Raw genomic sequence first — 22,830 nt, 5'->3', positions numbered from 1 at the left:
TAAATGGGGTTTGGAGAGAGATTGTGGGGACAGCGAGGCGTCAGATCAGAAGATCGACCACCCGGTCCGGTCGGACAGGTCGGCGAGAGCCGCCGAGCCTGCCAGGGAATTTCCTTTGGAATCCAGCCGCGGGCTCCAGACGCAGATGGCGCACTCGCCGGGGACGATCGCCAGAATGCCGCCGCCCACACCGCTTTTCCCCGGAAGTCCCACGCGGTAGGCGAACTCGCCGGCGGCGTCATACATGCCGCAGGTCAGCATGATGGAGCCGATGCGCTTGGCCTCGCTCCGGGAGACCACCGCGCCTTGCGCCCCGCGGCCATCCTGCGCGAGGAACAGGCCCGCCTGGGCCACCTCCACGCAGGTCATCATGATTGAGCACTGCCTGACGTAGTTCTCCACCACGGCCTGTGCGGGCCGCCGCAGGTTGCCGAATTCCTTCAAGAAGTGGGCGAGGGCCAGGTTGCGGCTGCTGCTGGAAAGCTCACTCCTTGCGGCCGCCTCGTCGATGAAGGGACCCTGTCTACCATTCTGATGACCCACCTGGTCGGTGAGGAAGCGCAGGACCTGAGCAGCGGCGTCGGGCGATCTTTCCATCAGGTGGTCGGTGACCACCAGTGCGCCCGAATTGATGAAGGGGTTCCGCGGGATCCCGTGCTCGACTTCAAGCTGGACCAGGGAGTTGAAGGACGTCCCGGACGGCTCGCGAAGGACCCTGGACCACAACGAGCCGGAGTCGTCGGCGCTGAGCGCCATCGCCAGGGTGAAGACCTTGGAAATGCTCTGGATCGAGAACGGAAGATCGGCGTCGCCGGAACTGAAGACTTCTCCGGACGTCGTGGCAACCGCGATGCCGAACCGGTCGAACGGCGGGGACTGCAGGTGGGGAATATTGGCGGGAACTGACCCCGCTTCCGTCCGGGGCCGGTGGCTGCGGACAAGGTCTTCCAGGACCGGGCCAAGCGGCGGCGAATCAAGTGCTGTCATCATTTCTTGCCCAGGTGCTCCTTCTGCGTGCCGGCCCACTCCTGAACATGAAGCAGGGCCACCAATGAATCGCGGGGATTGCCGAAGTTCAGCCCGGTGACCCGGCTGACCTTGTTGATCCGGTAGTAGACGGTGTTCTTATGCAGCTGCATCCGCTTGGCGCACTCGGCCACGTCCAGGGACGCGTCGAAGAATGCACGCAGGGTGTCGGCCAGTTCCGCGTCGTGTCGGAGGAGGGCCCAGAGGCTGCGGTGCCGGAAGGCCGCCGTCGTAAAGTTTTCGACGGCGTCGTGGAAGAGGATTTCCGCCTCGAAGTCGTCCACAGTGGCTACCGGGACTTCGCCGGACCGGCGCATGCAGTCCAGCAGGGCTTCGGCAATTCCGGTCGCGGAATGAATCGAGAGCAGATCGGGGACAACGGGTCCGACGGCGGCAAAGGGGCTGATGCCGAGGTGCTTGGCGGCGTCCTTGACGATTGCCTCGGCCAGGCTCCGCAGCCCGGCTTCGGCGTTGGCGGACTGGAGACCGGGAATGACGACGGCGGTGTCACCGTGAAACTGTCCCACGATGGCGGACGGTTTGTAGGCGGCCGCGTGGATCGACGCGAGGTTGGCCAGCTCCCCGTGCTTGAGCGCCGCGTCGTCCTCCTTGGCTTCAGATGCTGAGAGGCCAAGCAGGATCAGAGCCGAGGGACGGTCCGCCGGGATCTTTTCACTGTGCGCGCTCGCCGCAGCCTCCGCCGGACCTGAAAGGAGGCGCGCGATCCGGTCCTCGCGCATGTGCACGGACTGCTGGTTGCGGTACCGGATGAGCTCGGCGGAGGCACGCGCGGCCGAGCCGGTGAGCACGTAATCAACGTCGTCGCCGAAGCCGGCGCCGGTTTCCTGGAGCCAGATGTAGCCCATGATGCGGTTGCCGGCGAACAAGGTGATGGCGACGCGTTCCCGCAGGCCGTCCTGGGGCCGGGCCGGCACCCGGACCGGGAGGCGGGTCCGGTGCAGCTCGCGGTAGGCGCCAAGGTCCTTGAGCAGGAGTTCGTATTTGCGCGGGCCGCGCCGGGCCAGGATGGAGGCCTTGCGGAGCTCGTCAATGGCGTTGGTGACCGTGGAATATGCCAGGACCTTGTTGGCGGCGTCCTCGATCACGACGTGGCTGGAGGTTAGCCGGGCCGTGGTCTGGGCGATGGCGAAGAGGTCCTCTTCAAGCAGGGTCAGCACTTCGCGCTGGTAGCTGGGCGGCTGGATCCGGTCCTTGGCGATGGACAGGAGGCGGTCCCAGTCTGCGGCCGGGTCCACCAGCAGCAGACCGGTTCCGGCGGCGCGCAGCAGTTCTTCGGCTTCCGCCAGTTCCTCCGGGCTGCCCTTGACGGCCAGGACCAGGGGAGGGTTCTTCAGCAGGCGCCGCACTGACGGCAACGCGGAGCGTCCGCGAACGCCGACCAACAGGACAAACGCGGCCCCGCCGTCGGTGCTTTCGTCGTCGGCGTCCACGATCAGAAAGCGCTCGATCGCCGCATCCGTGCGGGCGGGCCGAAGAATCAGGGTCGCGGAGCCCAGCGGGAGATCCGCGAGGATGTCGTCCACTGTAGCTGCGGCCATGGGCTTCCTTCTGACATTGGCACCCTCCCGGACGGCTCTGTCCGGACACCTCATGCTATCGAGCGGTTATCCCCGAAAATATGGAAAATATCCTAAGTTACGTGGCTCGTTTTAGGTCCAAGGACCAAGGTGGGGCGGGGTCCGGCTGTTGCGCGTCTCCTGGCAGCTCCATCCGCTGCTCCAGAACTGCCGTTATGACTCCTCAAAAGGGCGTCTACGGAGCAATCGATGGGGTTTGGCCCTTCTGCGGTCCAGCCGATGGGGGTACTGGCAGTGACTCCCGGGCCATAAGTGACGCGCTTAGCCTTGGGGACGTGGGTGCGGCCGTCGTCCGGCGGAGCAGCTCACGCCCGGCCGAACGACGGCAAGGGCAAGCGCCCGGGGCCTGCGGCACCCGCGACCTGACAGGAGACCACGGACATGAGCATGCGTCAGAGCGGCGGCCCCAGACTCGAGGAAACGACACGGGCCTCGCAGCCCCCGCGCCTGCTGGTGTCCTCGGCGGCACTGCTCTGGGGGTTGCAGTTCGCCTTCCTGAACCCCGCGCTGGCGCTCCTGCTGGTCGCGCTGTATGACGCCACCCCCGCGGACGTGGGGTGGGTTCTTGCCGTGTACAACGCCGGCGGGTTTGTCGCTGCCCTGCTGGTGCCCGCATATGCCGACCGCATGAACAACTATTTGCGGCCCCTCCTGGTCTGCGCCGGCCTGACCCTTGTGCTCGCCGGCGTGCTGGCCGGCACTACCTCGCTCCCGGTCGCCGTCGTCGGCTTGATCGCCCTCGGCGGCCCGGCGGGAGTCGGCGTCTCGCTACTCTTCGCGCACCTCAAGCATTCGGGGGCGCCGCGGGCGGACGTCATGAAAACCCGGGCCGTCGTCTCCGTCGCGTGGGTGGCCGGGCCGCCGCTGGCAACGCTCATCATGGGTACGCTGGGCAACCGGGCGATCCTGCTGGCCCTCGCAGCGGTGGCCGTGCTCAACATTGCCACCACCGCGGCCATGATCCGCCGGAAACCGCAGACGGTCAGCGACTCGACAGGCCCGTCAACCCCGGACGACGACGGGCCGTCGCTGTCCAGGGTAGGCCTCGCCGCCGTCGTCCTCGCGTTCATCGCTTTGCAGGCCACCAACAGTGCCGCAGTGTCCGTCATGGGTCTCTTCGTGACCGGTCGGCTTGGCCTGGACGTCCTCTGGGCGGGTATCGCGCTGGGCGTTTCCGCCGCGCTTGAGATTCCCGCATTGCTTGTCATCGGGCGGCTGAGCGCGCGGTTCTCCAGCCGTGCCCTCATCACCTCAGGCTGTTTCGCCGGGATTGCGTACTACGCCGCGATGGCCTTCGTCGCGGACCCCGTGGGCCTCATCGCGCTCCAGATCCTCAATGCCTGGTTCTTTGCGATTGTGGCCGGAGTGGGCCTGACCCTGTTTCAGCAGATCATTCCGCGCCCGGGGCTGGCCTCGGGCCTCTACATGAACACCAGGCGCGTCGGTGCGATCGTCTCCGGCCCGATCATCGCCTTCGGATCCATGACCGCGCTCGGATACCAGGGAGTCTTCGCGGCCTGCGCCGCGCTCGCCGTCGTGGCACTTGCAGCCATCGCGCTGACCCGGACGACCAAGGCCGCCGTACCGGACCCGGAGGCCGTCCAAAGCGTACCGGCCTGAGCATCAGCCGGCACCCGCCGTCGGCCCCCGCGCCCGAATTCGCTCCGGCCGGAACTTCGGGAAATGATGGGGCCATGGCGAAAACAGACCAGCAGCCCTGGGTGAAGAATTACCAGCCGGGCGTCCCGGCGGAGATCGAACTGCCCACGGAGTCGCTCGTGGACATGCTGGAGCGGTCCGTGGCCGAGGCGGGGAGCGCGCCGGCACTGGAGTTCTTCGGCCGCCGCACCAGCTACTCCGACCTCGGCGAACAGGTGAACCGGGCCGCCGAGGGCCTGCGCCGCCTCGGCGTCCGCGCGGGCGACCGGGTGGCTCTGATCCTGCCGAACTGCCCGCAGCACGTCGTTGCGTTCTACGCCGTGCTGCGCCTGGGCGCGGTCGTCGTCGAACACAACCCCCTGTACACCCCCGGGGAACTGCGCCACCAGTTTGAGCACCACCAGGCGCGGATCGTGATCGCGTGGGACAAGGCCGCGGCGGCGGTGCGGGACTTCCCGGACGACGTCGAAATCGATCACATCGTCTCCGTCAACCTGCTCGAGGCGTTCCCCGCCGTCAAGCGCCTCGCGTTGCACCTGCCGGTGAAGAAACTGCGCGAAACGCGGGCCTCGCTGACCGCGCCGACGCCCGGCACCACGCCGTGGAAGGAGATCCTCGCCCACGGCCGGATTGACCCCGCGCACCCGCGGCCCTCCGTGGGCGACCTCGCGGCGATCCAGTACACCTCGGGCACCACCGGCCGGCCCAAGGGTGCCATGCTGACCCATTTCAACCTGTACTCCAACGCGCTGCAGGGCGAGGCCTGGATGCATGGCGCGGAGTACCGCAAAGAGGTGTTCTACGCGATCCTGCCGATGTTCCACGCCTTCGGCATGACGCTCTACCTCACCTACGGCATCCGCAAGCAGGGCCTGCTGGTCCTCTTCCCGAAGTTCGACCCGAATCTGATCCTTGCCGCCATGAAGAAGTCGCCCGCCACCGTCTACTGCGCCGTCCCGCCCATCTACGAGCGCACGGCGATGGCTGCGAAGGAAAAGGGCATCTCGCTGCGGTCCTGCAAATACTGCATTTCCGGCGCCATGAACCTGCCCGACCACGTCGTAGAGCTGTGGGAATCCGTCTCCGGTGGGTTGCTCGTGGAGGGCTACGGGATGACCGAGTCCTCGCCGGTGGCCATGGGCAACCCGTTCTTCCCCACCCGGCGCACCGGAACCATCGGCGTGCCCTTCCCGTCCACGCTCATGAAGGTGGTGGACATCGAAGACCCGGCCGTTGAGGTGCCGCAGGGCCAGCCGGGGGAGTTGCTGATCAAGGGTCCGCAGGTCTTCCAGGGCTATTGGAACAACCCCGAAGAAACCGCGAAAGCCTTCACGCCCGAAGGCTGGCTGCGCACCGGAGACGTCGTCACCGTGGACGCCGACGGCTTCACCAAAATCGTGGACCGGGCCAAGGAACTCATCATCACCGGCGGCTTCAACGTCTCGCCCACCGAAGTGGAGGCCGCGCTGCGGCTGCACCCGGACGTCGCCGACGCCGCCGTGATTGGCAAGCCGCTGGAGCGCGGCGGTGAGATGGTGGTCGCCGCCGTCGAACTCGCTCCGGGTGCCGACCTCGACGAGGAGGCGCTGCGCGCGTACTGCCGAGAGCACCTCGCCGGTTACAAGGTCCCCAAACGGATCGTGGCGATCGGCGATATGCCCCGTTCGATGCTGGGGAAGATCCTCCGCAAGCAGGTGCGTGAGCAAGTTCTGCCGGAGCTGTGAGGAAGACGAATGCACGCTGAGACCGACTTCACCGCAGGCGTCCCGCGCCCCGGTGATCTGGAGGCGGCCTGGATCCACGGATCCGAGTCCGCGAAGCACAACACGGACCCGGACATCCAGGTCCACGCCTACGACGAACATACGTTCATCCTGCGTCAGAACATGGCGGTCAATTACGAGGCGCCGTTCATGTTCCTGCTGTTCGGCCACGCCCGCGCCGTGCTCATCGATACCGGCGCCACCGTGTCCGCGGACTTCTTCCCCCTGCGCCGCATTGTCGACGGGCTCATGGACGCCTGGCTTGCCGCGCATCCCCGTGTCGGTTACCAGCTACTCGTCCTCCACACCCATCCGCACGGCGATCATGTCGCCGGGGATGCCCAGTTCGCAGGGCGCCCCGACACCGTTCTGGTGGACGCGGCCCGGGACAGTGCGTGGGAATTCTTCGGGTTCACTGACAACCCTGACGGCGGCGGCGGCTCGGACGGCGGCGACGGCGAATCGGACGGCGGCGGCACCGTTGAGTCGGCGCACGTGGATCTGGGCGGACGCGTCCTGGAATGCTGGCCGAGCCCGGGGCACCACAACGCGGCCGTCACGTTCTACGATCGGTACACCGGCTTCCTGCTCACCGGCGACACGGTATATCCCGGCCGGCTGTACATCCAGGACTGGCCCGCGTTTGTCCGCACCATCGACCGGCTGATCGGATTCTGCAGCACCCGTCCCGTCACGCACGTCCTGGGCTGCCATATCGAGATGTCGCGGGAACCCGGCGTTGACTACCCCATCTACACCACATACCAGCCGGACGAACCGCCGCTGCAGATGAGCGTCGACGACCTCCGGGAGATCCGCCGGGCCATCGACGAGGCCGGTGGACGCCCCGGCCGGCACGTGTCTCCCGGTTTCATCCTCTGCGTCGAGGGGGAGTGAGGCGGTCGCCGCGTCGGCCCTCAACGTCAACTACGCCGACGCGAGTGGGCACTTCGCGGCGATGATCGTGAAGAACATGGCCGCGAAATGCCCACTCGAGGCGCGGAATGGACGGGGACGGCTCCTAGAGAGCGCCCTGGCCCGGGGTTCCGGCGGGGATCGGCTCGTGGCGCATCACGTCGACCGGCCCCTGCAGGAGGCCTTGCAGGGAGGCGTTCAGCCGTTGAACCGGGCCGCCGGCGCCGTGGGCGTCGAGCAGTTCAGCGGACTCCCACTTCTCGATCATGAGGATCTGGCCGTTGGGAGATTCGTGAATGGCGTAGAGGAGGCAGCCGGGTTCCTCGTGGACCTCTGCAATGGCCGGGGACAGGGCCTCGACCACCTGGTCAAAGGATCCTTCTTTGGGTGTAAACGTTGCTGTGACGACGACGGGCATGGTTCTTCCTTTGCGATGTGGTTATTAGCGGGTAGCGGTCTGGGCGAGCGGGGCACAGCTGTTGCGCGGCAGAAAGTCGGCCTTGACCTCAATAAGCCGGGGCCCTTCCGGCAGCTTGCCCTGCATGCGTCCAAGCACGAGTTCGAGCGCATGGACGGCGAGCATGTCCAGCGGCTGCCGGATCACGCTCAGCGGCGGGGTCATCAGTTGTGTCCACGGATTGTCATCGAAGACGATCACCGAGAGGTCCTCGGGAATGCGGACTCCCTTCTGAACAAGCCGCCGCACCGAGCTCTGCACCTGGGCCGTGTTGGCGACGATGAGGGCCGTGGGCGGCTGCGGCATGGCAAGAAGGGAACCGACGGCATCGCCGCCGGCATCCCCGCGGAAGGGGACGTCGCGGATGAGCAGGGGGTCAACCGGCAGCGAAGCGGCCTCGTGCGCCGCCCGGTAACCGCTGATCCTGGCGCGGCCCGTTGACGTGCTCAGTGGCCCCGTAACGAGGGCGATCCGGGTATGGCCGAGGCCGATCAGGTACTCGGTGGAGCGCCGGGCGGAGTCAAAGTTTTCAATGCTGACGACGTCGACGTTGCCGAGTTCCTCGATGGTGCGGTCAACGAACACCACATTCACGCCGAGGTCCTGCAGGCGCGCCCATTTCTCAATGTTGCCGCCTGTGGGAGTGGCAATGACGCCGCTGACGGACCGGTCCAGCAGGGTGTCCAGCGATTCCGCCTCCAGGTGCGGATCCTCCTGGGTGGTCATCAGAACAACCTGCACGCCGTGGCTGCGGGCCTCCCAGACGATGCGGTCGGCCAGGCGGGCGAAGAACGGGTTGGAAAGGTCGGTGACCACGAGCCCGATCGTGAGGGCATGGCCCCCGCTGAGCTCGCGGGCCGCCGCCCGGGGGCGGTAGCCCAGCTCGTCGATGACCCGGACGACTTCCTGTCGCTTTGCTGGTGCAACGGGCCCGGAATCCGGGTTCAGTACCCGGGACACGACCGAGACCGAGACTCCCGCAGCCGCCGCGACATCGCGAATGGTTGGGGCCTTCTTCACCGCTCCTCCTTGAGGGAAATCCTAGGCAGTAGTTCGTACACAGCGTCTCCGTTCGAACGCCATGAGCTGGCGGAAGACGTTTCGTTTGGATCCGTTGACACAGCTTAGCACCGGGTGGTACAAAAGTGGAACCGGTTCCACTTCGGGTAAATTTCAAGCCGAACCGCGACAAAGAAGTTGTGCCATCCGCTACGGCGGCAGGGTGTCTCTTCGCTTCGCACCTCCTACCAGAGAGACTCCAGTGAATCTTCACAAACTCCTCACCGACCGTGAACAGAAAGGCCGCCCCATCCGGGTCGGCCTGATCGGCGCCGGCCGCTACGGCACCATGTACCTTGCCCAGGCCAACAACATCCCCGGCATCCACGTCGTCGCCATCGCGGACATCAACGTCAAACGCGCCGAAGGCGCCTTCGCGCTGGTCGACTGGCCCACCGAGCAGATCGCCCCCGACATCGCCACGGCGCTCACAAACCGCACGACGGCGATTGTTGCCAACGCGGACGAGCTGTTCGACGTCGACATCGACGTGATCGTCGAAGCCACCGGCAACCCGATCGTGGGGATCAAGCACGCGCTCCGCGCCATTGAAACCAGGAAGCACATCATCATGGTGACGGTCGAGGCCGATGCCCTGGCAGGCCCCGCCCTGGCCAAACGGGCCGAAGCCGCCGGCGTCGTCTATTCGATGGCCTACGGCGACCAGCCCGCCCTCATCATGGAGCTCGTGGACTGGGCCCGCACCAGCGGGTTTGACGTGGTCTGTGCCGGCAAGGGCGCCAAGTACCTTGAGCACTATCACGAAATGAACCCCGACAACGTCTGGGAAAACTGGGAATTCTCGAAGGAGCTCACCGACTCCGGGCAGCTGAACCCCTACATGCACACGTCCTTCCGGGACGGAACCAAGGCGGCAATCGAAATGGCCGCCGTGGCCAACGGCGCCGGGCTCGAACCGTCCGACTCGGGACTGAGCTTCACGCCGGGCAACGTCGAGGAAATCGCCACGATCTGCCGCCCCAGCGACGTCGGCGGGGCACTGGCCCACGAGGGAAGCGTCGATGTCATGTCCAGCGTCAACCGTGACGGCAGCTGGATCAGCCACAACACCCAGGAGGGTGTCTTCGTCGTCGTGAAAGCCACGAACGGCTACGTTTCCGGCTGCTTTAACGAGTACCCCTGGCACCCTGACCCCACCGGCCAGTACGCGGCCCTGTACCGCCCGTACCACTACGTCGGCCTCGAACTCAACGTCTCCATCGCCAACGCCGCCCTCCGTGGGATTGCCACGGGTTCGCCCATCGGATTCTTCGGTGACGTCGTCGCGACGGCGAAGAAGGACCTCAAGGCCGGCGAATTCCTCGACGGCGAAGGCGGCTTCACCGTCTGGGGCAAGCTCGTTTCGGCTAAGCACTCTGTCGCCACCGGCGCCCTCCCGGTTGCGCTGGCCCACCACGTCGAACTGCGTAACGACGTCGCCAAGGGCGACATTGTCGGCTGGGACGATGTCATCATTGATGACTCCCTGTCCCAGGCTCTCGAGCTGCGCCGCGAAACAGAGGCGTTCATCGCCGAAACCGCCGCCGTAGGGGCCTGACTCACTCCCTGATTACTTCCGTACTCCGGATCACATCCTTCCAATGAAGAAAGGCATCGCATGAATACGAAGACCCGCGCCATCACCGGAGTCCTGGCCTGCAGCCTGGCAGCCTCCGTCCTTGCCGGCTGTGCCGCCGGAGCATCCGGCGGAGGGCAGGCCGGACCGGTCGCCAAGATCCAGTTGTCGATTCCGGACCCGCTCACATCCTCTGTGGGAGTCTCGGCCCAGCACTTCGCCGACCAGGTCAAGAAGACGTCCAACGGTTCCGTCGCCGTCACGGTGGTTCCTAACGGCACAAGCTTCAGCGGGGACCAGAACGCCGCCGTGACCAGGCTGCAGGGCGGTTCCCTGGACGCCCTGATCCTGTCCACCTCGGTGTATGCCTCGGTGGTGCCGGAAATGAATGCCATCAGCATCCCGTACCTGTTCAAGGACACTAAGGAGGAAGCGGCCTTCCTTGACGGCAAGCCCGGCCAGGCCCTGAAGGACAAGCTGGCCAAGAAGGACACCGTCGCCTTGAGCTTCCTGACCCGGACCGGCCGCGAGATCACAAACTCGGTCCGTCCCATCGAGAAGCCCGCGGACCTGAAGGGCCTGAAAATCCGGGTACCCGGCAATACTCTCTGGACCGACTTCTTCGGCAAGCTGGGCGCCAGCCCCACCACCATGGCCTTCTCCGAGGTCTTCACCGGTCTCCAGACCGGAACGATCGACGGGCAGGAAAACCCGATTGAAGTGCCTTGGACCAACAAGTTCTCCGAGGTGCAGAAATATGTGTCGCTGACCAACCACATCAACGACGCCTGGGTCTTGGCTCTTTCTTCGAAGAAATGGGGGTCGCTCAGCGCCGACCAGCAGAAGGCTCTCACCGACGCGTCGGCGGAAACCGCAACGTTCAAGACCGGTTACGACGCCGAACAGTCCAAGAAGCAGCTGGACGAACTCGCTGCCAAGGGCATGAAAGCCAACGAGATCACTGCCACCGGCCTTGAGGAGTTCAAGGCCGCCTCCAAGAGCCTGTATCCGGAGTTTTCCCAGCTCATCGGCAAGGAATTCTTCGATCAGGCGATCGCCTTCACCACCTCTAGCTAGTCCCGCAGGGGCGGGAGCGTCTTCCCGGCTTCCCGCCCCTGCCCACCCTCCCGCTCTCAATGTCGACAGTCTGGAAGAACATGAAACACGCCCTCGCCCCCGAGGAACTCGAGGAGGTCCTTCCGTCTGACGCGGAAGAGATCCTGCACCACGGTCACGTCGCGTCGCGCTGGAGCGGGGGACTCTGGTTCGACAGAACACTGGAGTGGATCGTGGGCGCGGCGATCCTCGCAGAGCTCCTGGTCATCCTGCTGAACATCACGGTCCGCGTCGTCACCGGCGACTCCGTGCTCTGGACCCAGGAAGTATCGGAGATAGCACTCCTGACCATTGCCTTCATCGGCGGAGCGATCGCCTATCCCAAGGGTGCCCACATGTCGGTGCAGGCACTGATCATGCGCCTGCCCGCGGGGTGGAAGCCCTATCTGGCCGCCCTGGTCGACTGGCTCGTCTTCATCATGAGCGCCGGCGCGTTCGCCCTCTTCGTGCCGACCCTAGCCCAGCAGATCGACGAAAAGACGCCGATCCTGCAGCTACCCGTGTTCTGGGTTTCGCTGCCTTTCTCTGCCGGCATGGTGCTCATCGCATGGTTCGCCCTCGTCAAGCTCTGGCGGCAGGAACGCCGTCCCGTTCTGGTTGCCGCCGGGATCGCCGCGGCGATGGTCGCCGTCGTTCTCCTGGCCCCGCCCCTTTTCTACTACGCATCGCCGAACGTCCTCCTCGGCGTGGTGCTCGCAGTGCTGTTCCTGCTGCTCTTCCTGGGCCTCCCGATCGCCTTTGTCCTGGCACTGGCGTCCGGAATCTACCTCTACCTCGGCGGCATTTCCGATGTCAGCGCCATCCCGATCGGCATGGCCTCCGGGGCCAAGGGGTTCGTGCTGCTGGCGATCCCCTTCTTCATCCTCGCCGGCACGGTCATGAACTCCGCCGGCCTCACCCTGCCCCTGGCCAAACTCGTTGACGCGCTCATCGGCCACCTGCGCGGCGGCCTGCTGCAGGTCGTCGTCGTCACCATGTACATCTTCTCCGGCATCTCCGGATCCAAAGTCGCCGACGTCGCCGCCGTGGGCACCACGATGCGCGGCATGCTGGAGGAACGCAAATACCCGCGCGGCGAGGTGGTCGCCGTCCTGTCGGCGTCGGCCATCATGGGCGAAACCATCCCGCCCAGCATCGTGTTGCTCGTTCTCGGTTCCATCACGACCATCTCCACCACCACCCTGTTCCTGGCCGGCTTCATTCCCGCGGCGTTCCTTGCGCTCGTCGTCATGGGCCTCGTGTTCCTGCGGGCCCGCAAGCAGGGTGGCGTCGCCAGCCCCAAGGCCACCTGGCGCGCACGCGGCTCGGCGTCATTCTTCGCGCTGCCAACCCTGCTCCTGCCGGTCGGCATGGTGGCGGGCATCCTCACCGGTTTCGCGACACCGACGGAAGTCTCCTCGGTCGCAGTGGCCTACGCGTTCGTCCTGGCCGCCGCCTACCGCCGCGGCAGCAAGAAACTCCTCGGTGACACCTTGCGTGAAACGACGACGACGGCGGGCATGGTGCTCTTCATCATCGCCGCGGCCTCGCCCCTGGCCCAGACCCTCGCACTCGCCGGCGTCTCGCAGCAGATCCACGACCTCATGTCCGGACTCGGCGACTCCCCGGTCCTGTTCATGCTGTTCACAGTGATCCTGCTCATCATCATGGGCCAGCTGCTCGAGGGCCTGCCGGCAGTACTCATCTTTGCCCCGCTGCTGCTGCCGATCGCCACCGACTTCGGCGTCAACCCGGTGCAGTACGCCATGGTCCTCATCATCTCCATGGGCATCGGGTCCTTCGCTCCTCCGGCCGGCGTCGGCTTCTACGTCGCCTGTGCCACCGCCCGCGAAACCGTGGAAAACAGCCTCAAGCACTTCTGGCCCTACCTGGCGGCCCTGTTCATCGGGCTCCTCGTGCTGGCCGCGGTTCCCTGGTTCAGCACGTTCCTTCCCGCCCTCGCGGGACTCATTCCCTCCTAAGTCGAGAGACCGCAAACAATGAACGTTTCTTCCTCCGGACTGCCCACGTCAGTGGCCCTGCTGGGAACAGGTCCCATGGGCGCCCCGATCGCCCGGAACATCATCGCCAGAGCCGTGCCCCTGACGCTGTGGAACCGCACTGTGCACAGGGCCGAGGCCATCGCCGGCGGCCGGGTTGCCGCCTCCCCGGCGGAAGCGGCCAGCGAGGTGGTGCTGACCGTGCTCCCGGACCTGCCCCAGGTTGCAGCTCTTCTTCATGGTGAAGACGGGCTGCTCGCAGGGTGGAAGACCGCCGGCATAGAGCATCCAATCCTCGTGATTCACGGCACGGTGTCACCCGTCGCCATCGCGGAGTTCGCCGCCGAGTGCCGGCGCGCCCACGGCGTGACCGTCATCGACGCACCCCTCAGCGGCGGCACCATCGGCGCCGAAGAAGGCCGGCTGAGCACCATGATTGGCGGGCCCCGCGCGGTCGTCGAGCAACTCGAACCGCTCTTCCGGCTGTACAGCGCGACAGTCGTGTGGTTCGGCGACACCGGTGCGGGATCGACGGTCAAGGCGTGCAACCAGATCGTCGTTGCCGCCACCGTCACCGCCCTGTCAGAAGCCATGGCCCTGGCAAGCTCCACCGGCCTGGACCTTGAAAAAGTACAATCCGTGCTGTCCGGCGGGCTCGCCAATTCGGAAGTGCTCCGGCAAAAAGGGCAGCGATGGATCGACGCCGACTTCGAGGGCGGCGGATCTGCCAAGAACCAGCTCAAGGACCTCGGATTCATCTCGGAGGTCGCAACGCAGGCCGGACTGACGTTGCCCGTGGCCGGAAGTCTCCTGACTGCGTTCCAGGCGATGGTCTCCGCGGGCCGCGGCGACCTGGACCACACGGGCATCTACCTCGGCCTCCGGGGCTGACCCGGAGGCGGCGGCCTACCCCGGACGGCCCGCGACCCTTAGCGGCCCCGGAGCGACGCCGCGGCCGGAACACCCGGCGGGAATTCGGGCAGCGCCCCTGCGGGAGTGTGGAAGATCCACAACGAGAGGGCGCGGTAGACGGCCCAATCGTCGTCGGCCGCCCGCAGGGACGCGGTTTGGGATCCGCCCGGCTGTTCGATGGCCCGGATGACCTGCAGCTGGACCGGTGCGGCTTCGGGGAGCCGGAGTGTGACCAGGCCCGAGGCCGGCAGCGTTCCATGCGGGAACCGTACCGCGGCGCCGCCGACGGAGATGTCCAGCAGCTCGCCGCGGACACCCTCGGCTTCCACGGGCGCCTTCACTTCAATCCGGTGCGCGTTGCGGCGGGACGTGGCGAATTCGGCGGCCCGGATCCGCCGGGTGCCCAGGACCAGGACCACGCCGGCAAGCACGAGCCAGGCGCCCGAGGCCACCGTGGAACCGGGCGTCGTCCGCCAGGGAACCAGCCCGGCCAGCCCGGCCGCCGCGTACAGAATGACCGCGGCGATGAGGACAACCATCACGACCAGGATGCGCGGCGTCCGGCCGCGGAGCCGCGAATCGGCGGCACCCTTGGGCGTGACCTGAAACTCCAGGACGTTACGGGACATGAGCCACCAGAGGCACGCCAGGCCCACCGGGACACGGAAGATCCGCAGGGCGAAGGCCGTGGGCCAGTGGATTTCGTTGCGCATGAGCTGCTTGGAGCCCCACAGCCGCACGGTGAACATGACCACGAAGACGCCGGCGAACAGCAGCGGCGCGGCGGTGGAGGTCTGGGCTCCGGACAGCATGATCAGCACCGGAATCAGGAAGGCCACCAGTGTGGCGATGCCCTCCAGCCACCACAGTGTTCCGTTGAGGTACTCGTGGTAGTTCCGCCACGACATCCAGCCCTTGGCCGCCCACAGTTTCTCGTGGACCAGGATCTGCATCGCGCCCATGCCCCAGCGCCGCCGCTGCAGCAGGTACTGGTCCGGCGTCGCCGGCGCCAGCCCGACGGCGAGGGTCTGGTGGTGGTACACGGTCCGCCAGCCGCGCCGGATGAGCTTGAGCGTGGTGTGCATGTCCTCGGTGATGGTTTCGGTGGCCACGCCGCCCACCTCTTCCAGGGCGCTCATCCGCAACAACGACGTCGACCCGCACCAGAAGGGCCCGGCGCCGGGAACGTTGCGGGAGGCCATGAGGACGTTGAAGAAGGTGCCCTGCTCGCCGGTGATGCCGTCGTCGTCGAACGCGCCGCCGTTGTAGAAGGACTGCGGACCCTGGATCAGGGCGATCTCCGGGTCCTCGAACCAGCCCAGCGTGGCGGTGAGGAAGGTGGGCAGCGGGACGTGGTCGCAGTCCAGCACCGCGATGATGTCGATGCCCGGGCCGCCCGCAGCTCTTTCCGCGGCCATCAGGCCCAGCGCGTGGTTCATGTTGCCGGCCTTGGCGTGGTCGTGGACGTCCCGGCGGACATAGCGGGCGCCGTAGGCGGCGCACATTTGCTCAACCCAGGGCCGGTCGCCGTCGTCGAGGACCCAGGTCTCATGGTCCGGGGCCAGCTCGCAGGCCGCGGCCACCGTGGGCGTGAGAACCTCGATGGGCTCGTTGTACGTGGGGATCAGGACCGCCACCCGCATGCCGTTGGGTGCCTCGGTCACCGGCGCCGGCGGATGGCTGTCGATGTTCCACACGGACCACGCCTTCAGGATGAGGCCGGCGAGCGGGAGGGCTTCGAAGGCGACCAGGATCCAGGCGATGGTCAGATTCCATTCCCCCGACGGCATCGTGAACAGCACACGCCGCGTCAGGTACAGGACCAGGGCCGCGATGGCCGCAAAGCCGCCAAGATGGGCGAGCCGCCGGGACCGGGGCGCCTCCGGCCCGGGAGGTCCCAGCCTGGCAGCCCAGCCGGCAATGCCCGCGCGGGTCAGCGCCGTGGCATCAAGTTGTGCGGGCCGCGGCGCCGCGGAAGTTTTCTCGGCCGACAGTCCCTCAGCCGATGCGCTTTCGGCGCGCTGCCGTAGGTCCTCACGAGACACGTGATCTCCCTCAGCTAGATCCGGTGCTCAAGTCCGATCATCGTAGCCGCGGAGTGCCCCATGTCGCCGGGGCCGGGGTAATACTTGCACAAAACTGCGCCCGGAGTGCTGTTTGGGAGGCGCCACGGCATGTTAATGCGCCGGAACCCGATGCGCAGGCGCCCCGTGCGCTGCGGTTTGCTGCGCCGACTTAGTGCATTGATTTGGTGGATTGGCTTAGGGCACGGCGACGTTGTCCGCGTCCCCGGGCCCGACGAAATTGCACGAGCCCGGATGGCGCACGGGCAACGTGCAGGTGCGCCCGGTGGGCAAGTGGACATTGGCGCACCGTCCTGCGAGGGCCACATCTTCCCGGACATGCGTGACGTGCGTGCTGCTCAGGTCCCGGGTTCCTTCCTCACTGCTGGCGGGCTGGGGGCTTCCGGACGGACGGCGCTCTTGGCTGTTCACGGCTGCAACTCCTCGGGATCTGTTCTGCGGGAAAGATGGGAAGGATGCTTCGTTTCCGAAGCCCCCAGCCTTGCACGGTTGGGTTAACACCGGGTTACGGGGGCGTTAGGGTCCCGTCTCGGCGCTGGACTGCGGGCGGGCGGGCCCGGGGGCGCAGGGAGTCCGGGAAGCCAACCGACTGCCAACCCTTTCGCCGCCGCCCGGGTGTTCCTCATACTGGAAAGGCAGATCCGCGATTCCGGCAGGCGAGGACGGTGGTGGCTGATGAGCAGCGGGGTGAGCGGTTCCAGTAGCGCGTTCCGGCGCCGGGTGGAGCGCGCGGCGGAACTTCGTGGCGTGCGGGTCTCCGGCAGCACCGCCCAGGAGAATGATGCGCTCAACGCCGCGGAGGAGGAACTCCGGCAGAAGCGGGCCAAGATTGACGACGCCGCCAAGGCCGAGTACCTGATCCGCGACGCCATGGCGCAGGGCAAGTTCGACAACCTCAAGTACGCCGGCAAGCCCATCCCGGGCCTGGGGGAGGTGTACGACCCCGACTGGTGGGTCAAGGGCCTGATCCAGCGGGAGAACATCTCCGGCCTGGGCCCGAAGGCGATCCTGCTCCGCACCGAGGACGCCGAACTCGATGCCCGGCTCGATGCCCAGTTCGGTGAGAAGCAGGTGCGGGAGATGGTGGAGGACTTCAACGCCCGGGTCATCGATGCCCGGCGGCAGCTTCAGGGCGGGCCGCCGGTGATCACCAGGACGCGCGACGTCGACGTCGAACTGGACCGCTGGCGGGGGCGCCGGGTTGCCGCGGCCGCCGCTGCCCCGCCCGAGCCGGAACCGGCCCGGTCCTGGTGGCGGCGGCTCTGGAACGGCTCCGCTTAGGCGCTGCCTAGGCGCTGTCCGGGGGATGCCCGGTGGAACCCCGCACCAGCAGTTGCGTCGGAACGAGGTGCAGCCGCTGCGGAAGATCCCGGTTCTCCCGCCGTTCGAGGATGAACCCGCCCGCCCGCAGGCCCACGGCGTCGTAGCCGACCAGCGAGAGGTCGCCCGGCACCGTGAGGCCCTGGTCCGCGGCGGCCGAGAGCGCGCCAATGCAGGCGAGGTCGTTGAACGCAAAAATCGCGGTGGGCGGCTGCGACCCGGCCAGCTGGCGGCGCGCGTCGGCCCACTCTGTTGTCGGTGTAGGAATCGACGAGCACGGGGGAGACCCCGTTATTCGGCGGACGGCCGCCTTCGTTGCCGTTTCGTCGCGGCCCGCTGTTCCTTGGCGGCGAGGCGCCGACGGTTCGAGCCCCGGGTCGGTTTGGTCGCCCGGCGGCGCGCAGCGTCGGGGGCCAGGCCCTCGGCCACGAGGGCGGCGAGCTTGGCCAGGGCGATCTCGCGGTTGCGCAGCTGGGAGCGCCGCTCGGAGGCAGTCACGGTGATCACCCCGGCGATGAGCCGCGGTCCAAGACGCGTGACGAGCCTCAGCCGCTGGCCCTCCGACAGCGCCGCCGAGGCGGCGACGTTCCACGAGAGTTCGACGCGGCTGTCCGAGGTATTGACGTGTTGGCCGCCCGGCCCGGACGAACGCGAGAACCGCCAGCCGAGTTCCGATGCGGGAATCGTGAGCGCGGGCGATACCTCCAGATCCATGCACCTAGCGTTGCACGATATGTGTGTAATCTGAGCCCCGCACCCACGGGGGCTCAAGCGTAACTGTCTCAGGCGGGTGCCCGTCCGTACGCTGACCTCCCAGAGAACGATGCCGTCATTCGATGTGGCCCGGGCATACGCCATCTGGGCCATGGAATTTATGGTCGGCGTTCGAAATCCGACCCGGACGCGATTCGCAGGGTTCAGGCACGGATGGAACAAAGGTAAGAGACATTCCGGCGAGGCGAAACGCCGGAGTAAGTAGTGCAATTGTGAAGCCGTCATGGGCCCACGGCGGTGCATTTTGTTAGTATCTCTAGGTGCTAGATGATGCGTGCGGCCGTCGTCCCGACGGGGCGGTCAGTGCCGCGCGTCGCGCACTGTACGGCCGGGCAGGTCGTTCAGATTTTCCACGGACTTTTGGCGACTGGCAGCCCCGCGCAGTGGTTTTCGACTGCGATGGGCTACTGATGGATACCGAATCCCTGTGGATTCAAACCCAGCGTCTTGTCAGCGAAAGCCATGGCGTCCTCTTCGACGCCGACTTGCAGCACCGTCTCGTTGGCCTCCCGGCCAGCCGCATAGGGCCGTTGATTGCCTCTCGTGCGGGAGAGGATCCGGGGTTAGTTGTTGAACAGTTACTGCAGGTCAATATGGCCATGGTGGCTCAATCTGCCGTGCCGATGCCGGGCGCGCGATCCTTCGTCGCGGTAGTCGCCTCGCGAGTCCCGGTGGCAGTCGCCAGTAATTCCGCCCGGCGCATCTTGGATCAGACGCTGCTTCGTGGCGCGTTCGACGGAGGGTTCAGCGTCACGATTTCCGCCGACGAAGTCGCCAATCCGAAACCGGAACCGGACGTGTATCTGGCCGCCGTGGACGCCCTGAATTTGTATCCGGAGGATTGCTTGGCTTTCGAAGACTCCGAGGCCGGGGCCTCGGCGGCGCGCTCCGCCGGGATGAAAGTTATCGCAATACCCGCTTCGCCGGACCAGAAACCAATGGCTGACCTGACGCGCGACTCCCTGGAAGCATCCGACCTTCTGAACTGGGTGAAGGGCTGGGCCTGAGAGAAGGTCCTGGCGGCTCTTCAAGATCCGGCCTGGTGCCGGCACGCACCCGAGTTGCGAGACGCCGACAATGCATGAGTGCAGACTCCCGTCTGCGATCCATTTCCGTCGTCCGAGGCGTTCCTACGAACTAATGTGGAGATATCGGGGGGCTGCTTCGTGATTGGCGAATTGCGCCTTGGTACGTCTGCCTGAGGTGTTCGACGGTGGCATCATAGTGCCGGCTCGCGTAGGCGGCGTACAGAATATCGATTACGAGCAGCTGACCCCATTTGCTCGTCACGGACTCTCCGTAGAGTTCCCCGCCGCTGGGAACAGTGGCGGTGTATAAGAGAACATCCGCGTATTCGTGCAGCGGGGAACCCTCGGTGCCGGTGATGGCAATCGTCGCCGCCCCGCGTTTTTGGGCCAAGTGCATCGCGTCGATGATGGGGGTGCTTTGGCCGGAGTCGCTGATTCCGATCAGCAAATCTCCGGGCTCGATGATGGCCGCCAGCATGACCTGGATCGTCGTGTCCCGATACAACATGCACTTCTTGCCGGCCCGGGTGAAGCGCATGACAGCTTCCTCAGCCGCGATGCTAGATGATCCCATGCAGCAGAAGATCACGGTGTTGGAGGCGTCGATGATGTCGACCGCGCGCTCGATGGACTTAATATCTTGTCGGTTCGCGGTCCGTCTGAGGGACTGTATGCTGCTTCGTTCGACCTTCCCGGCGATATCTTCTGTTGAGTCTCCGCGGTTGACGCCTTCGTAAACGACCTCCGAATTCGTTGACTGTGCGCCGCTTGCAGCTTTGGAGATGAAGGTAGCTTCGGCCAGACCGAGCATCATGGATTTGTAACCATCGATGCCCAGTTCTTTCACGAACCTGGACACAGTCGATTCTCCGACGCCGGCAGCGAGGGCGAGTTCGGTGATGGTCATGGCCTGAGCCTGCTCGGGAGACTTCAGCACTGCCTCGGCTACCAGACGAAGCGAAGGTGGCAGGTACGGCAACCGCCCCGATATTCGGTGCAGCAGTCCGCCTCCTGTAGAGGTCTCCGTCATTGTGCAATCTCCGGTCTAGGGCTATGTGGCCAGCGCGTTCAGCAGGTTTTCCACCGCGGCTTCGGTGGCTCGATCCACGCTTTCCTTAGTGTATCCACCGATGTGCGGGGTGGTGATGACCCTCGGATGCGAAATCAATTTGCTCGGCGCAGGCGGTTCCGAGCTAAATACGTCGGTGGCGAGAGTGTCCACCCGTCCGGAGTCCAGAGCTTGCAGCATTGCTGCGTCGTCAATGAGCGACGCCCTGGCCGTATTGATAACGATGGCGCCGTCCCGGAGCAGTCCTATCGCCTCGGCGCCAAGGACCGGGAGGCCTGCGGGCGGCATATGAAGCGATACGATCTGGCTTGCTGACAGGACAGTCTCCAATGGCGCCCAAGAGAAATCGGGAGACGGATTGAAGGATGCCAGGGGGTATTCATCGAACGCCAGCACTTTCATCCCCAGTCCCAAAGCCAGGGAGGCCACCCGGCGGCCTATCTGTCCGCACCCGATGACACCCAGAACCTGGCCGGAGATTTCGCGGCCCTGCCGGCGCTTCCAATCCCCTGATTTCAGTTGCGTGTCATGCCAAGGGATACTGCGGCAGCTGGCCAGCATGAGCGCGATCGTTAGTTCCGCGACTCCCTGGGAATTTGCTCCCGGTGCCGTGACGACACTTATGCCAAGACGAGCAGCTGCCTCCTGGTCGATGGAGTCAACGCCCACGCCGTTGCGGGAGATGGCCCGAAGGTTCGGAAGTTCTTCCAGTAACGCGCCGGAAAGGACTTCGGTCCCGGCTAGATAGCCCACACAGTCCCTCAGTGAGGACCGGATCTGCTCCTCACTGGGTACGGTGCCGGGGGCCGGAAACACGAGATCGTATCCGGCGTCTTCCAGCAGCCTGAGGGCAGGGTGCCCCCCGCCCGAAAGTGAGCGGGGGGTCACTGCGATGCGGCCCTTCCGGCCGGTGGCTGTTGTTCCAGTTGGCGGCATGGAGCTCAGGCCTGCCAACGGGGATTGTCAGTGAACTCCGGCTTGCCGTCGCTTTCGACGCACAGCTTGCGGAATCCCTTAGTTTCGATGGTCCCGTAGTCGTGGCCGGCGTGTCCGGGGAAGGCGAAGAAAGTTACGAGCGGCTCGGTATCGGACACATTGATGCTGCGGTGGGCATAGCGGCGCGGGACGTAGACGGCCTGGCCCGGGGTGAATTCGGCCGCCTGCCAGTCACCTTCAGGGTTTTCCATAAGCATGTAACCGCGTCCGCTCAGGCAATAGTAGATTTCCGCCGTGTCCAGGACTTCATGGAAGTGTCCCTTGGTCATGTGGTATTCATCGCCCACCTTTCCCGGATACGTGATGCTTGTTCCGTATGCCACGTCGCCACTGGTGGAGGGGACCCCCATGTCGAAGAACTCGTACACGAGCACGTCCTCCTTGGCGAGCTGAGCGGCGGCGGCCTCCTGGTCGGCGTACATCTCGGCCATGGCAGACAGGCGGCGCTGCAGGGGGGCTTTGCTGTTTGACAGTCCGGTGACGACGTTGAAGTCGGTGACGACTGCCTCGACAGTCGTTGCGGGGGTGGTGTTCATGAGAGGTTCTCCTTCTGGGATACGGTGTGGGCAATGTCGGAGAGGCGGTCAAAGTCCGCTCCCCGGGTCGGAATGTCGATGTTGAATACGTCGGCGATAACGCGGGTCCAGCCGTGGATGAAGTACACCCAGCCGTCCTCCACCCGGACCTGAAGCTCCGGCTGTTGCGCCCGGGCCTGGTCGAGGAAGACCAGATCGCCGCGGTAGTTGAAATCCCAGGCGATGGCTCCCTGGGGGAAGGTGACACTGTCAGTCAGCGGCGAACCGGGACGGTCTTTGCCCAGTCCGGTGGCGTTGATGATCAGGGATCCGGGAGATGCGTTGGCAACGACGTCGTCGTTGGTCGCTTCCTCCGTTGCCTGGACGTACGTGATCGGCAGCGTGCTGCTGATCCTGACGTGCATTTCCCGCATTTCCTCAAGCCGCAGACTCCGGCGGTTGGTGACAATAATTTTCTTGGGACCGGGCAGGCCAGCGGCGGCGCGCTGGTGCAGGTACAGGGTGAGTGCCAGCGAGGACCCGCCGGCGCCGAGCAATACCAGGTCTGCCGACGAGTCTTCCCAGTAGTTTTCGGGAAGGATGGCTTCCAGAGACAGGCCGCTGGTGACGGCGTCCATGGCGTTGCCCCAGAGGTGCGTGGACCGTTTGCTGATGCTGCTGATCTCGTGCAAGAGCTGCGCGTCGGGGCCAAAGTCGTCGAAGAGGTCGCGGGCAGCGCTGACAATGTCCAATTTGTGGGTCGTCACCAGTGCCCCGAGCGACATCGGGTCGGATTTCAGGAAACCGACGACGTCCCGGTAGGCCTCCCGTGGCGCGCCCAACGGCAGATCAATGCCTTTGAGGGTCGCATTCAGGCCAAGCTCTTTGGCCCAAGCCGGGAAGACTTTCATGATGGAGGATTTGTTCGTCGTGACACCGATGAAGTACATCGTCGGTTCGACGGCGGGCAGTAGCGTCACAGGG

General features: G+C 65.7%; 21 protein-coding genes and 1 pseudogene. 9 read left to right on the top strand and 13 right to left on the bottom strand.

The window, feature by feature from the left end:
* Positions 1-45: 45 nt before the first annotated feature.
* Both BLR03_RS13015 and BLR03_RS13010 read right to left on the bottom strand, forming a co-directional pair.
* Positions 46-990, bottom strand: coding sequence for a glutaminase (locus BLR03_RS13015; RefSeq protein WP_091253149.1), 945 nt, complete (start codon positions 988-990; stop codon positions 46-48).
* Positions 987-2,585, bottom strand: coding sequence for a PucR family transcriptional regulator (locus tag BLR03_RS13010; protein WP_091253147.1), 1,599 nt, complete (start codon positions 2,583-2,585; stop codon positions 987-989). The genes BLR03_RS13015 and BLR03_RS13010 overlap by 4 nt, the downstream gene beginning before the upstream one ends.
* A gap of 420 nt (positions 2,586-3,005) precedes the next feature.
* Here BLR03_RS13010 and BLR03_RS13005 point away from each other — a divergent pair, with 420 nt between their 5' ends.
* The 3 genes from BLR03_RS13005 to BLR03_RS12995 all read left to right on the top strand — a co-directional run bounded on the left by BLR03_RS13005 (position 3,006) and on the right by BLR03_RS12995 (position 6,943).
* A complete protein-coding gene (locus BLR03_RS13005; RefSeq protein WP_254788466.1) occupies positions 3,006-4,244 on the top strand; it encodes an MFS transporter in 1,239 nt (412 codons plus the stop codon).
* 74 nt (positions 4,245-4,318) lie between these two features.
* On the top strand, positions 4,319-6,007 hold the full coding sequence (locus tag BLR03_RS13000) for a long-chain-fatty-acid--CoA ligase (protein WP_091253145.1): 1,689 nt from the start codon (positions 4,319-4,321) through the stop codon (positions 6,005-6,007).
* Positions 6,008-6,016: 9 nt separating this feature from the next.
* The gene (locus BLR03_RS12995) at positions 6,017-6,943 is read left to right on the top strand and encodes an MBL fold metallo-hydrolase (RefSeq protein WP_091253144.1); all 927 of its coding nucleotides are present in this window, start codon (positions 6,017-6,019) and stop codon (positions 6,941-6,943) included.
* A 124-nt stretch (positions 6,944-7,067) separates the two neighbouring features.
* Here the strand turns inward: BLR03_RS12995 and BLR03_RS12990 are convergent, their stop codons facing one another.
* Together BLR03_RS12990 and BLR03_RS12985 are read right to left on the bottom strand one after the other, a co-directional pair.
* On the bottom strand, positions 7,068-7,379 hold the full coding sequence (locus BLR03_RS12990) for a putative quinol monooxygenase (RefSeq protein WP_091253142.1): 312 nt from the start codon (positions 7,377-7,379) through the stop codon (positions 7,068-7,070).
* A gap of 24 nt (positions 7,380-7,403) precedes the next feature.
* Complete coding sequence (locus BLR03_RS12985; RefSeq protein WP_091253141.1) at positions 7,404-8,438, bottom strand: LacI family DNA-binding transcriptional regulator; 1,035 nt, start codon at positions 8,436-8,438, stop codon at positions 7,404-7,406.
* Between the two features lie 241 nt (positions 8,439-8,679).
* Between BLR03_RS12985 and BLR03_RS12980 the strand changes: the two genes are divergently transcribed.
* From BLR03_RS12980 to BLR03_RS12965, 4 genes are read left to right on the top strand one after another with little or no spacing between them, the layout of a single operon-like run.
* Complete coding sequence (locus BLR03_RS12980; RefSeq protein WP_091253139.1) at positions 8,680-10,035, top strand: NAD(P)H-dependent oxidoreductase; 1,356 nt, start codon at positions 8,680-8,682, stop codon at positions 10,033-10,035.
* Positions 10,036-10,095: 60 nt separating this feature from the next.
* Positions 10,096-11,130: a DctP family TRAP transporter solute-binding subunit gene (locus BLR03_RS12975; RefSeq protein WP_091253138.1), complete on the top strand. Its 1,035-nt coding sequence runs from the start codon at positions 10,096-10,098 to the stop codon at positions 11,128-11,130.
* 59 nt (positions 11,131-11,189) lie between these two features.
* Entirely contained in the window at positions 11,190-13,130 is a 1,941-nt protein-coding gene (locus tag BLR03_RS12970) for a TRAP transporter large permease (protein WP_254788465.1), read from the top strand.
* A gap of 18 nt (positions 13,131-13,148) precedes the next feature.
* The gene (locus tag BLR03_RS12965; RefSeq protein WP_091253135.1) at positions 13,149-14,039 is read left to right on the top strand and encodes an NAD(P)-dependent oxidoreductase; all 891 of its coding nucleotides are present in this window, start codon (positions 13,149-13,151) and stop codon (positions 14,037-14,039) included.
* Positions 14,040-14,077: 38 nt separating this feature from the next.
* On the opposite strand, the gene BLR03_RS12960 is transcribed toward BLR03_RS12965, so the two are convergent.
* Together BLR03_RS12960 and BLR03_RS12955 are read right to left on the bottom strand one after the other, a co-directional pair.
* Entirely contained in the window at positions 14,078-16,105 is a 2,028-nt protein-coding gene (locus BLR03_RS12960) for a glycosyltransferase family 2 protein (RefSeq protein ID WP_091253133.1), read from the bottom strand.
* Positions 16,106-16,321: 216 nt separating this feature from the next.
* A complete protein-coding gene (locus BLR03_RS12955; protein WP_091253132.1) occupies positions 16,322-16,555 on the bottom strand; it encodes a hypothetical protein in 234 nt (77 codons plus the stop codon).
* A 276-nt stretch (positions 16,556-16,831) separates the two neighbouring features.
* Here BLR03_RS12955 and BLR03_RS12950 point away from each other — a divergent pair, with 276 nt between their 5' ends.
* A complete protein-coding gene (locus BLR03_RS12950) occupies positions 16,832-17,425 on the top strand; it encodes a DnaJ family domain-containing protein (RefSeq protein ID WP_091253215.1) in 594 nt (197 codons plus the stop codon).
* A 7-nt stretch (positions 17,426-17,432) separates the two neighbouring features.
* Here the strand turns inward: BLR03_RS12950 and BLR03_RS25315 are convergent, their stop codons facing one another.
* The 3 genes and pseudogenes from BLR03_RS25315 to arfB all read right to left on the bottom strand — a co-directional run bounded on the left by BLR03_RS25315 (position 17,433) and on the right by arfB (position 18,178).
* A complete protein-coding gene (locus BLR03_RS25315) occupies positions 17,433-17,597 on the bottom strand; it encodes a hypothetical protein (protein ID WP_368086967.1) in 165 nt (54 codons plus the stop codon).
* 27 nt (positions 17,598-17,624) lie between these two features.
* Positions 17,625-17,732, bottom strand: a pseudogene (locus BLR03_RS25310) (hypothetical protein); the annotation flags it as partial.
* A 23-nt stretch (positions 17,733-17,755) separates the two neighbouring features.
* On the bottom strand, positions 17,756-18,178 hold the full coding sequence (gene arfB / locus BLR03_RS12940) for an alternative ribosome rescue aminoacyl-tRNA hydrolase ArfB (RefSeq protein ID WP_091253130.1): 423 nt from the start codon (positions 18,176-18,178) through the stop codon (positions 17,756-17,758).
* A 380-nt stretch (positions 18,179-18,558) separates the two neighbouring features.
* Between arfB and BLR03_RS12935 the strand changes: the two genes are divergently transcribed.
* Positions 18,559-19,245 (top strand): HAD family hydrolase, encoded by a 687-nt coding sequence (locus BLR03_RS12935; RefSeq protein WP_302846589.1) that lies wholly within the window; start codon positions 18,559-18,561, stop codon positions 19,243-19,245.
* A 130-nt stretch (positions 19,246-19,375) separates the two neighbouring features.
* On the opposite strand, the gene BLR03_RS12930 is transcribed toward BLR03_RS12935, so the two are convergent.
* The 4 genes from BLR03_RS12930 to BLR03_RS12915 are packed head-to-tail and all read right to left on the bottom strand — an operon-like array spanning position 19,376 to position 22,826.
* The gene (locus BLR03_RS12930; RefSeq protein ID WP_091253128.1) at positions 19,376-20,296 is read right to left on the bottom strand and encodes a MurR/RpiR family transcriptional regulator; all 921 of its coding nucleotides are present in this window, start codon (positions 20,294-20,296) and stop codon (positions 19,376-19,378) included.
* Between the two features lie 21 nt (positions 20,297-20,317).
* A complete protein-coding gene (locus BLR03_RS12925; RefSeq protein WP_254788464.1) occupies positions 20,318-21,223 on the bottom strand; it encodes a phosphoglycerate dehydrogenase in 906 nt (301 codons plus the stop codon).
* Positions 21,224-21,276: 53 nt separating this feature from the next.
* Positions 21,277-21,867 carry a glucose-6-phosphate isomerase gene (locus BLR03_RS12920; protein WP_091253126.1) on the bottom strand — a complete coding sequence of 197 codons (591 nt, stop codon included), beginning with the start codon at positions 21,865-21,867 and terminating at the stop codon, positions 21,277-21,279.
* Entirely contained in the window at positions 21,864-22,826 is a 963-nt protein-coding gene (locus tag BLR03_RS12915) for a shikimate dehydrogenase family protein (RefSeq protein ID WP_091253124.1), read from the bottom strand. The genes BLR03_RS12920 and BLR03_RS12915 overlap by 4 nt, the downstream gene beginning before the upstream one ends.
* Positions 22,827-22,830: the final 4 nt, after the last annotated feature.

Source organism: Arthrobacter sp. ok909 (assembly GCF_900104405.1).
Classification (GTDB): domain Bacteria; phylum Actinomycetota; class Actinomycetes; order Actinomycetales; family Micrococcaceae; genus Arthrobacter; species Arthrobacter humicola.
This window is presented reverse-complemented; position numbering and strand designations above follow the sequence as displayed.

What these genes read in the sequence shown, in the direction of transcription:
- BLR03_RS13010 (WP_091253147.1), bottom strand. Translation starts at nt 2,585, where the DNA reads ATGGCCGCAGCTACAGTGGACGACATCCTCGCGGATCTCCCGCTGGGC.
- BLR03_RS12995 (WP_091253144.1), top strand. Translation starts at nt 6,017, where the DNA reads ATGCACGCTGAGACCGACTTCACCGCAGGCGTCCCGCGCCCCGGTGAT.
- arfB (WP_091253130.1), bottom strand. Translation starts at nt 18,178, where the DNA reads ATGGATCTGGAGGTATCGCCCGCGCTCACGATTCCCGCATCGGAACTC.
- BLR03_RS12930 (WP_091253128.1), bottom strand. Translation starts at nt 20,296, where the DNA reads ATGACGGAGACCTCTACAGGAGGCGGACTGCTGCACCGAATATCGGGG.
- BLR03_RS12975 (WP_091253138.1), top strand. Translation starts at nt 10,096, where the DNA reads ATGAATACGAAGACCCGCGCCATCACCGGAGTCCTGGCCTGCAGCCTG.
- BLR03_RS13015 (WP_091253149.1), bottom strand. Translation starts at nt 990, where the DNA reads ATGATGACAGCACTTGATTCGCCGCCGCTTGGCCCGGTCCTGGAAGAC.
- BLR03_RS13000 (WP_091253145.1), top strand. Translation starts at nt 4,319, where the DNA reads ATGGCGAAAACAGACCAGCAGCCCTGGGTGAAGAATTACCAGCCGGGC.
- BLR03_RS13005 (WP_254788466.1), top strand. Translation starts at nt 3,006, where the DNA reads ATGAGCATGCGTCAGAGCGGCGGCCCCAGACTCGAGGAAACGACACGG.
- BLR03_RS12920 (WP_091253126.1), bottom strand. Translation starts at nt 21,867, where the DNA reads ATGAACACCACCCCCGCAACGACTGTCGAGGCAGTCGTCACCGACTTC.
- BLR03_RS12965 (WP_091253135.1), top strand. Translation starts at nt 13,149, where the DNA reads ATGAACGTTTCTTCCTCCGGACTGCCCACGTCAGTGGCCCTGCTGGGA.
- BLR03_RS12990 (WP_091253142.1), bottom strand. Translation starts at nt 7,379, where the DNA reads ATGCCCGTCGTCGTCACAGCAACGTTTACACCCAAAGAAGGATCCTTT.
- BLR03_RS12970 (WP_254788465.1), top strand. Translation starts at nt 11,190, where the DNA reads ATGTCGACAGTCTGGAAGAACATGAAACACGCCCTCGCCCCCGAGGAA.